The 2,592-nt window shown below is 43.8% G+C and carries 3 protein-coding genes; all 3 read right to left on the bottom strand.

The genetic code is table 11. From position 1 onward, the window contains the following. Positions 1-44 precede the first annotated feature (44 nt). The 3 genes from BLV85_RS14545 to BLV85_RS14535 all read right to left on the bottom strand — a co-directional run bounded on the left by BLV85_RS14545 (position 45) and on the right by BLV85_RS14535 (position 2,396). A complete protein-coding gene (locus tag BLV85_RS14545) occupies positions 45-1,208 on the bottom strand; it encodes an AAA family ATPase (protein WP_090415934.1) in 1,164 nt (387 codons plus the stop codon). A 96-nt stretch (positions 1,209-1,304) separates the two neighbouring features. Further along, entirely contained in the window at positions 1,305-1,823 is a 519-nt protein-coding gene (locus tag BLV85_RS14540) for a hypothetical protein (RefSeq protein ID WP_090415933.1), read from the bottom strand. A 9-nt stretch (positions 1,824-1,832) separates the two neighbouring features. Then, positions 1,833-2,396, bottom strand: a complete 564-nt coding sequence (locus BLV85_RS14535; RefSeq protein WP_143032368.1) for a hypothetical protein — start codon at positions 2,394-2,396, stop codon at positions 1,833-1,835. Between the last annotated feature and the right edge of the window lie 196 nt (positions 2,397-2,592).

Here is a 2,592-nt window from a genome sequence, read left to right as displayed (position 1 = left end):
TACCAGAGCAAGTCTGGCTGAACCCAGAGAAGGACGGGGGTGACTTAAAGGTCGCCGTGTAGATGAACACGACAACTACCTTGACAAACAGCGTAACGCAAAAGACGTTCGTTGATTTCCTCGTAAAACGCTCGATCCGCATCTGATTCGGTAACGACGACGAACTCGTAAAACAGGCCGCTCAACACACCGGTAGACCGCAATAACGGGTTGCGCATGAGCCCAAGAATTTCATCGCTCGGGAGCACGCGAGCCGTTGCCACTTGGTTTCGGTAAGTTAGGCGAATGATCGTGACCGGGGAGCCTGACTGAATACAGCCCATAACGAATTTGGGGCTGTGCGTCGAAATGAAAACGCGTTTGCTTGCTGCCAATGCAGCTCGCGACACTTCAAACCCAAGCTTCGAAGATAACGATGGGTGTAGGAATGCCTCTGGCTCATCAATCAGCAGGATACGAGGATCGCCGGCCAAAAGCTCCGTAACAATACCCGTGAATGCCTTGACGCCATCACTAGCCTGTTCGATTGGCAAGGCGGACCTGTGAAACGCAATTGCTTCCTTATGTATGCCACGTTCTTCCATATCGGAAGCTGGGGCCACTTCCGACAAGCGTGCCCTTAATTGCCCAAGATTTGTTGGGTCGATAACAAAATGGGAACCGAATGCATCAGAAACAATCCGCCTTACCTCATGCCTTTTATCGTCATCTCGGAAGAGGACTTGAAAGCTTGACTGCGGCGCCTGCTGGAGATCCCCACCCGGTTGTTGCTGGACCAGATTCATCCTGCCGTTACCGTCCAAGATCAGCGTGCTATGGGTCAAAAACCACTGGCAAAAATGGTTGAGATTGGCATGAGGGCTGACCACAGCATTTTTGATGTTCTCAAGCAAGACCTGGGTTCGGCCTTGCTTGCTTCCAACAATGATGTGATCAGCGTTTACCGTTTCTCCGGGGTTCGGAGGCTGCTGAATATTTTCAATAGCACTAAGGGCATCTGCTTCGCTCAGACCTTCGAACTCAAGATCATCCAGAATCAGATCGCTCTGGTGTGGCCTACCAGTCCGGCAAAACCGGGCAATTTCCCCCAGCACTTTGCTTTTACCGGAGTTATTTGGCCCTACAAAAACAACCACCGGTGTAGCAGCAACCTGTTCAAGATCGGAGTCTGGCGTGGCGCCGAATTTTAGCTTTAGAGATTTGATCATGGGCAATTGACTATAGAGACGCCGAACGCCTTGCTCACCGGAAAATTATGAGCGCAGCGAGTAATTTTTCCGAGTGCAGCAACTTGTTATGCTTTTTTATAGCACCTTATGAAATGCATGATCATGTACATCATATAGATAAATATCACTAAATCTCGGCTCTTTAGCTTTAACAGCCTCTTCGATTTTCTTCTTTTCAGTGACAGCTAGATCTTTAGCGCTAGAAAATGGATTTATAATACCAACTAATAAAATACCGCTACCGTATTGTTTGTATACATTCCCTATCGAATCTTTATCGTATTTGGTAACAATAACGCTTTCCAATATTGAGCTGAATTTTTCGTCAGGGTCGATGCATATTCGTTTCTCTTTGGGAACAGGCCTATGCTGCTTATCATTAGCAACATGCGTTGTAATGCTCTCCGCAAGCTCAGGACTAAAGAAAGCATCTGTTATTTCAATCCAGCTTGGATTACCATTTATTGTGATAATTGCATCAGGTGGTTCTGGCTTTCCGATGACATTGACAACATCGCCAAAAGAAGCGCAACGCCTCTTAAAGCTATCAATAACTGAATCTTCATGCGCATTCTTAATTTCGTTTCTATTCATAGTTCAAACTCAGAACGGTATATCGTCATCAAAAACGCTTTCGGCATTACTTTTATTCCAAAACATAGCTTTTATCTCGTCAACATCATCACGCATAATACTTAAATTATCGATCAGGTATGCTTGAGTTTGAGCATTGTTAACCATGAAATACTTTCCACTTTTTCTATATGCTTTAAATGTATAAATGTATTGAGTGGAATATCTATCAGTGATAGAAAAAATATTTTTCGAACCAGCTTCCGCAAAGTATTTAAATATTGCTTGCGCAACATAGTTGAGCCTTTCCATCATGCCCGCTTGAAGTGTGAACATTGTGTATGAATCTGAATCATCAAATGCCACAAAGAACTCTATACAAGCACCTTCTGATTGACCTGAAAAAACAAAATTAACAACTCTCCCATCAAGCTTTTCATCGCCGTCTTTATCTCTGACAAATAAATCGTCTGCTTCAGAGTTGAGATAAATCACCTTGTCATTACGGACGATAGCCAAAATATCAACTTCTGCTTCTTCTAGCCTCATTCCGCCACTGCACTCCAGAGTTTCTTCGACTGTATTGCTTTGCACTAACGTCTCTTCAATAAAGTCATTAGTTTCTGTGAACTGCGGTTGGCTTGGCAGCTCGAAGAAACTATTTACATTGTCCCAATCAATTACATAGCAGTTATTTAGAGCTTACTCAGAAAGTATAAGTAACTGATTCTATATTGGAATCACCTCTATTCTGATAAAATAGTGCACGCATATAAGACAAATAACCCCA

Source organism: Nitrosomonas halophila, from assembly GCF_900107165.1.
Taxonomy (GTDB): Bacteria; Pseudomonadota; Gammaproteobacteria; order Burkholderiales; family Nitrosomonadaceae; genus Nitrosomonas; species Nitrosomonas halophila.
The sequence above is the reverse complement of the archived record's forward strand: the minus strand, read 5'-3'. Positions and strand labels throughout refer to the sequence as shown.

Excerpts from the sequence above, each read along its gene's own strand:
- BLV85_RS14540 (WP_090415933.1), bottom strand. The coding sequence starts at position 1,823 with ATGAATAGAAACGAAATTAAGAATGCGCATGAAGATTCAGTTATTGAT.
- BLV85_RS14545 (WP_090415934.1), bottom strand. The coding sequence starts at position 1,208 with ATGATCAAATCTCTAAAGCTAAAATTCGGCGCCACGCCAGACTCCGAT.